This is a genomic window from Oribacterium sinus (genome assembly GCF_963537195.1).
GTDB lineage: Bacteria > Bacillota > Clostridia > Lachnospirales > Lachnospiraceae > Oribacterium > Oribacterium sinus_A.
The window spans coordinates 1-7937 of record NZ_CAUTEG010000099.1 but is presented as its reverse complement, the minus strand read 5'-3'; the positions used below and the strand labels follow the sequence as shown (position 1 = coordinate 7937).

General features: G+C 44.7%; 5 protein-coding genes. All 5 read right to left on the bottom strand.

The window, feature by feature from the left end:
* Window positions 1-339: shikimate kinase (locus RYL27_RS09610; RefSeq protein WP_314966867.1), on the bottom strand; the 339-nt coding region annotated here is incomplete at its 3' end.
* Window positions 340-494: 155 nt separating this feature from the next.
* Window positions 495-2210 carry a putative manganese-dependent inorganic diphosphatase gene (locus RYL27_RS09605; RefSeq protein WP_314966866.1) on the bottom strand — a complete coding sequence of 572 codons (1716 nt, stop codon included), beginning with the start codon at window positions 2208-2210 and terminating at the stop codon, window positions 495-497.
* 685 nt (window positions 2211-2895) lie between these two features.
* Window positions 2896-4746, bottom strand: coding sequence for a cell surface protein (locus RYL27_RS09600; protein ID WP_314966865.1), 1851 nt, complete (start codon window positions 4744-4746; stop codon window positions 2896-2898).
* A gap of 329 nt (window positions 4747-5075) precedes the next feature.
* Window positions 5076-6839 carry a cell surface protein gene (locus tag RYL27_RS09595; RefSeq protein WP_314345448.1) on the bottom strand — a complete coding sequence of 588 codons (1764 nt, stop codon included), beginning with the start codon at window positions 6837-6839 and terminating at the stop codon, window positions 5076-5078.
* A 371-nt stretch (window positions 6840-7210) separates the two neighbouring features.
* Window positions 7211-7937, bottom strand: a 727-nt coding sequence (locus tag RYL27_RS09590; RefSeq protein ID WP_314966862.1) for a carbon starvation CstA family protein, incomplete at its 5' end; no start/stop codon positions are given.

Here is a 7937-nt window from a genome sequence, read left to right as displayed (position 1 = left end):
CACCGGGTCTCCAATTCTTTTTTCCACCTCGGAAAAGGGCACATCCAGAAAAATCACCAAAGAAATCTCCCGCAAATGCTCCATAGCCCTCTTGCCATAGCAAATAGATCCTCCGGGAGCAAGAACCGTATTGTTCATGGAGAGCTCTGCTCCCACTTCCTCTTCCAAAAGGAGAAAGCCCTCCCTTCCGCGCTCCGCAATGATTTCCCGAAGCAGCTGTCCGGTCTTTTCCTGAATCACCAAATCCATATCCAGAAAGGACATGCCTAATTTTTTCGCCAGCAATACCCCCAAAACGCTTTTTCCGCTGGAGGGCATTCCGATTAAACAAATATTCATAAGACTATCCTTTCCGCTTTCTGTTTCCTACTTTAAGTCCACTTTTTCTACTCCGGTCTTCTTCCATAAAGTCCGGCTTATCTCTCGCCTACTTTTCGTTCTGAAACTTATACTTTTTCTTTTCAGATTTTCGTTCTGAAAATCCGGATTTTCTCTTACATCTGCTCCCCATAGAGGCTAAGGGGCGGAATCAGCTGTTTCTTTCTGGAAACCACATTCTCCAGTACAGCGGTATAGCCCTCCACCTCTTCTCCGGAAAAATCAAAGCTTTCCTTTTTCGGCTCCAGCAAAAAGGCGTTTTGAATCAGGGTTTCTGCCCTATGTCCAACAGCCAGAAGCAGAGTATCCTGTTTTAAAATGTTGGTGAGCATCACAAAAGCCATGTCCAGATTTTCTTCTCCTAAAGCCTCCTTCGCAAAATGGAAGAGTCTGGGCTTTATGGAAAGAAGCTCTTCTTCATTTAAGGAGCTTACCTGACTGACGCCAAAATGAATATCCCCTGCAGTAAAAGTCTTAAAGTCCTGATAGAAAATCTCCCGATCCGTCTTCTGCTTTAAATCGGAGGCCGCGGAAAACATTTCCATAGCATACTTTTCAATATCCACTCCGGCAATCTCCGCCAACGCTCTGGCAGCCATCTCATCGGTCTTGGTGCAGGTAGGAGAACGGAAAAGGAGGGTATCGGAAATGATGGCGGACATCATCAGTCCCGCCGTCTGGGGATCGATTTCTACCTTATTTTCCTGATACATCAGGTACACAATCGTGCTGGTACAGCCCAGGGGCTGGTTTCTAAAATACACCGGTCCAAGTGTCTGAATGGTTCCCAGTCTGTGATGATCAATGATTTCCAGAATCTCCGCATTTTCCATGCCATCCAATGCCTGTCCCAGCTCATTATGATCCACCATAATGACCTGTTTTCCGCTGGCACCTAAAAGATTTCTACGGGAAAGCATGCCCAGATATCGGCCGTCCTTACTGATGACCGGGAAATCTCTGTGCCGCTTCTTCGCCATCACATCCTTAATTTCATCCACCGTATCCTCTTCTTCGAAGCTTAAAATGCCTTCCTTCGTCATAAAGAAGCTGATGGGGATGGACTGGTTAATCAGTCTTGCCGCTGTATAAGCATCATAGGAGGTTACCATGATAATCATGCCGTTTTGCTCCGCCAGGGCTTTAATCGTGGGGGAGGCATTGGCGCCTTCGCAAATGATGATACAATCCGCCCCATTGTCCAAGGCGGAAAGCTGGCTCTCTGCTCTATTTCCCAGGATGACAATGTCATGGGGCTCAATATAGTAGTTCATCATTTCCGGATTCGCTGCCGCAATCAACACCTTTCCGTCCTTACAATTTCGGTTGGTATCTCCGGTAATCAGAGTTGCTTCCAGGGTTTCCAGGATATTTTTAAAGGGAGTCTCTGCCGTGGAAATGATGGCAGAATCATATACATTCATATAGGACTTGGCAATATCGGACATGGTAATGAGACCTTCCAAAATGCCGTTTTGATTTACTGCGGGAAGGGTAACCACATGACCGTCTCTCATCATCTGATAGGCCTGCTTTAAGGACATATTTTTAGAAACTCCGGGAGTCTTCCGATAGGCAATATCGGAAACCTGGGTTTTTACATTGTCCAATAAAAGAGGAGCATCCACCTTAAAATAATCTAAAACAAAACTGGTTTCCGCATTGGGACTTCCGGCTCTGCAAGGGATGTACCGGTCTGTATTATTAATCTTATTCTTCAAGCGGGAATAAGAAATCGCTGCACAGATGGAATCCGTATCCGGATTCTTGTGGCCTGTAATCAGAACCGGCCTTTCTGTATTGTGTGGAATCTTTGATTTTTTCTCTGCCATTTGCTTTCCTCTTTCTTCTAACAACATAGGAAAATCTTAGTGCAATAGGGGGGCGCTGTCAAGAAGGGGGATGAGGTGAAGGTCTGGGAAAATGATAAGGATGCGCGACCATGCAGTATAGCATGAAATCGGGACACGCTCTCGCTAACTTCGCCTTCGTAGAAGTGAAGGACTGTATTCAATGAATAGATGCGCTCTGTGGTATAGGGGGATAATCGGGGCACGCTCCCGCTAACTTCGCCCTGCAGCGGTACTAAGCGAAAAACTGCAGTACCTTTGTTTTTCGCAAGTACCGGCGGGCTCAGATTACCCCTGTTATCCCCCCTATACCGCAATCGCTTCTTCCTATTGGCTTATACAGTCCTTCACTTCGATGAGCTCGATAGTTCTTGCAATCTCAGATTATCCTCTTTCATGCCCATACTGCTTCTGTCGCTTCCATTTAATATTTTCTCAGTCCTTCACACCGCTGAGCTCGCTAATTCCGACAGGCTCAAAGTAGCTCTCTTGCATACCTATACTGCGTCTGTCTCTTTCATTTATTATTTTCACAGTCCTTCTCTTCGCTAAGTAAAAATATAAAGAAAGCACAGCTGAATTCAAAAAACCGTAGTGGAACCGATATTTTATCTGCTCTACTACGGTAATCACTTATTGCTGTTTTATATATTTTTCAGCTTGATATTTACTGCTGCTCTTTCTTTTTCAGAACTACAAAGCCTGCTAAGGATGCTAGGGAGATTCCGAATAGGGATGCCCAAAGTCCTGTGAAGTTGTAATCTCCGGTGGCTACGGTTGCACGGTCGGACACGCCCTTTACGCTTGGGCGGGACTCTCCAAGTACCGCACCCTTCTTCTCTTCAGTAGCTTCTGCTACGGGAGCCACTCGATTCTCTCCTAAAACTTCACCTGCAGGAGTAGAAGCTGTCGGACGGCTTTCTCCCAGTACGATTCCGGGATTGGAAGGTGCATTGCTGACAGTGCTTACAGTCACTCTTGAACTGCTTCTTCCACCGCCGCCATTGCTTGATCCGCCAATACTAGGATTCGTAGGACTAGCCGGTACAGCAGGGGTTTCGGGAGTTACCGGTTGTGCAGGCTGCTCCGGGTTAACGGGATTTACCGGTTGTACAGGATTTACAGGCTGCACCGGATTGCTCTTCGGCTCTACAGTATTCATTTTTACGGTAAGAAGAACCTTGTCATTTCCTTGACCGGACACTTTGTCTCTGCCGGCATCATTTTGTACAGCACCCCAGACATAAGATGTATTTCCGGTAGCATAAACATACTTTAAATCAGACTTCATATATCCAACTAAAGTTCCTGCAATACTTCCCTCTGTACTAATGTTCTTTTCTGTCTCCGTTTCCGTTTCTACTCTATTGGAAGAGGTGGCATTGATTTTTAATCCTTTCATCACCAGCTGTATCTTTTGAGAGGACTTGTTAATGAGCTCCTGCAAATTTCCAAAAACGCTGGTACTTGCATGTCTTCCCGTAGCAGGAGAGGGATTAAAGTTTTCAATAGGATACGGTTTTCCGGTAACAGGATCTTTGCCGTAAATTCTTTCGTTAGCCGCATTTTCATCGGAACCTTGCTTTGCCAGCGGAGTCATCTGAGTTAAATCCAAATCCATAACAAGGCTTACCTTCTTCTTGGAAAAGGAAGATTTTCCATAATTAATGCGATAAATCATAGGATTTCCATCCGCAGAGCTTAGCTCATAATGCTTCTTGGCATCCTCTAAGTCCGTAGGAAGATGAAAACTTCCTTCCACGTCATTTCCCAAAGTAAAGGTGGAACGAAGACCTGTTTCTAAATTGTTTACAAAAATATCATTTGACCCCGGTATAATTCCGGCAGATGCATTTATAGCGTTGGTAACGGAAGACACATCCAAATCCGCCTTCAGAGAATAGCTATCTTCCTTATTCACCGGATGTGCTGCAGTATTGGTACTATCATAGGCTTCTGTACTTTCATCCTTTTTAATGGAGAGATCCCCTTGAAGAACCACATTCTTGTTCTTCAGACCGGTGATAACGTTATTTTCTACTCCCGGGTGACTTTCCGCAATGGTCTTCTCTCCCTTGGCCTCTTCTGCTGTCACAGTGGTATCTACGTGAATCACAGGTCTAGCTGGCCCTCCGCGGGTAATATCTACATGCGTGGAAATGTCCGTTCCCTGTTTTTGATCATCCGACACCACAGTATTCACATTGTTCGGTGCAGTAGTACCGGAATCCACTGCTGCTTCCTCTACTGTAACAACTGACTCTTCTCCCCCGCTGGCTGTTCCCGCTCCTGCGGCTGTGCCTGTCTCTGTTGCTGCTGTTGCAGTTTCTGTCGCTCCTGAGGCTGTGCTTGTTGCTGTTGTCGCTCCTGTTGCAGCTTCTGCCGCTGCTTCCATTGTTCCTGTCGTTGCTGCTGAAGCAGGATTTACCTCCTCAGCTCTGGCATTCATAGGAATCGCAACCATTGCTCCTGTCATAGCTAATGCAGCTACCTGTACTTTTAAGTTTTTCTTCTTCATTTTCATTCTCCCTGTGTTTAGAAAAGCTTTTTAAACTTTCCATCTGTCTTTTTAAAGCATTTACAGGACAAAACAGAAGAAATATATACAAAGCTGCTGATACTGTTGTTCTATTTCTCCTGTTTTTGCTTTAAAAAATTAAAATAACTATAAACACTATACTAAGGAAAAAAAGTTAATAAGTCAAATCTTAATTCACAAAAATAAACCGTTGCAGAACTATTTATTTTTCATGTTCTACAACGGTTTAGTATTCCTTTGATAATATTTTTGGTTTTCCGAATTAACAGTAATATATAGTAAATACAGAAAAAATGATTATCGGCACATTAATTTTCTTTTTTCTTCTGAAGAACTACAAAGCCTGCTAATGCCGCTAAGGAGATTCCAAAAAGGGAAGCCCAAAGGCCTGTAAAGTTATAATCTCCGGTTGCTACGGATGCTCGGTCGGATACGCCCTTTACGCTTGGACGGGATTCTCCCAATACAGCTCCCTGCTTTTTCTCAACGGTTTCCACTACGGGAGCCACACGGTTCTCTCCTAAAACTTCACCCGCAGGGGTAGAAGCAGTAGGACGATTCTCTCCCAGCACCTCTCCGGGAGTGGAAGAACCCGGTGTTACAATAGGAGTACTTGTTCTACTTCCTCCACCATTACTTGGTGCAATAGGATTACTTGGTCTAGCCGGATTGCTTGGTTCCTCCGGACTTATTGGAGTAGTTGGATTTGTAGGCTCAACAGGTTGTACCGGTTCAACGGGCTTTATCTTGTTCTCTACTGTGGTCATCTTTACGGTTAAATCAACCTTATTATTTCCGTTATCATTTCCGGCGATTCTGTCACGACCGGCTACAAAATCTCGGCCTTCCTCATTCTGGATAGCTCCCCAATTATAGGCAGCTTTACCGGTTACAGTAGTAGTAAAAATTAAAAACTTTACTTCCTTACTGACATCTGCCTTCATATAGCCTACTAAGGTTCCCCGAATGGTTCCCTCTGCAGTTGTGGTTTTCTCTGTGGCGGTTTCTGTTTCTTCTACATTGCCGTGTGCCGCTTTAAACTTAACACCCTTCATGATTAACTGAATCTTCTTTGCAGACTTGTTAATCAAATCATTTAAAGCTCCAAAGGTGCTGATCTCTACCTTTGGATTCTGATATTTACTTAAATCCAAGTCCATGGCAATGCTAACCTTATCCTTTGCAAAGGAGGAGTTGCCATAATTGATGCGATACATCATGGGACTACCGTCTGCAGAACTTAGCTCATAGTGCTTTTTAGCATCCTCTAAGTCTGTGGGCAGGTGGAAGCTTCCCTCCAAGTCTCTTCCCATCTCAAAGGTGGAACGAAGACCGGTTTCCATTTTATCAATGTTAACCTCCTTCATAAGACTGTTTAACCGTGCTGAAGCATTGATGGCATTGTTTACTGCATTAACATCTAAGTCAGCCTTTAAGCTATAGCTATCCTCTTTATTGACTTCATGTGCTGCATCACCGGTACTGTCAAAGTCTGTACTGTTATCCTTTGCAATAGAAAGGTCACCCTGCATTACCACGTCTTTATTTTTCACATTGCCCAATACAGCCGGTAAACCTTTAACTTTATCTCCAATAGTTCCTTCTCCCTTAGCCTCTTCCGGTGTAATCGTTGTATTAACCTTGAGGATAGGAGTATCAGCAACAATATCCGTTCCCTGCTTATTATCGTCCGGTACTACGGTATCCACATTGTTGGGAACAGTGGTGGCAGGGTCTGCCGGTGCCTCTACTACGGTAACCGGGGTAGCTGCCTCTGTCGGAGCTGACGCTTCCGTGGTAGCTGTTGCTGCTGTTCCGGTGCTTGCAGTTGCACCTGTTCCGGCGGTAGCTGCTGTACTGGTTCCGGTGGTCGCCGCTGTGCTTGTTGCAGGCGTTGTCGCTGTACTTGCTGTAGGAGCTGCGGCAGTGGCAGGTGCTTCTGTACTGCTTGTGCTCGCAGTCGCCGGTGCTGCCGTGCTTGCTTCTTCCGCTCTTACGGTCAATGGTGCAGCTGCAATGGCTCCTGTCATGGCGAGTGCAGCTACTTGTACTTTCAGTTTCTTTTTCTTCATTTTTCATTCTCCCTTACTAGGTAATTTTTTGTCCCATAGTAGCTACAACTCTCTTCCCTGATTTCTGCTATGGTACGAGTAGGCCGGACTAAATACAGGGAATCGTCTTCTCCCTCCGATTCCCATCCCGCCTACAGATGATTATTAAAATCCAAAGTAAATATACTCCATATCCTAAGAGAAAATCAATAAATGCTTAATTTTTAATTTATAAAAAATATATAAAAAAAGATTGACTGCCTCTTCCGAAGCAATCAATCTTTCAATTCATCCTTAAAACAATCTTTTACAGGCAAAGTTCACCTAATCAACCATGCCTTTTCAAAAGGACTTGCCTATTTCAAAGGCGAAACACTTTCAGCCATCACCCATTACTTTACGGTAGGCTCAGGAGTGGTGCCGCCCTTCTTCCCTCTAATGATTACAAGAACAAGGTAAATAGCAGCCACAATTACACCGCCCACATAAGCGATTGGCCAGCTTAAACCAAAGCCCAGCTTTGCATTTAAGATATAGCTTGCGCAGATGAAGGTGTAGAAGGTACCGGGAAGCAGTGGCATCCATGCCCATTTTGCTTTTCCGTTAATCATGAGATAAATACCTGCCGCAGCCAAGGGGAATAATGCCATAGTCTGGTTAGACCATGCGAAGTATCTCCAAAGAATCTGGAAGCCCTTAGGATCTACCTTTGCCCAAACTAAGATTCCTGCTACCAGGATAAAGATTGGAATGGCAAGGCTTAATCTTCTGAAATTGTTATCCTGCTTAATGTGGAAGGTATCTGCAATGGTAAGACGTAATGCACGAAGTGCAGTATCTCCGGAGGTAATAGGAAGAATAATAATACCGATAAGTGCTATTGCTCCGCCAATAGGTCCTAAAGCTCTTCTACAAACTACACCGACTACAGAGGTTGGAGAAATAGCAACCAACTCTCCCGCCTTCTGAATCATGTACTGGAAGGTTCCTGCCTTCTCATTAAATACCATGCTGATTCCGCCCTGGTCTGCAGTGAACTGAATCAATGCCATTGTTCCTGCCGCCCATACCATGGCGATGAAGCCTTCTACAGCCATCATGTTATAGAAGGTCATTCTT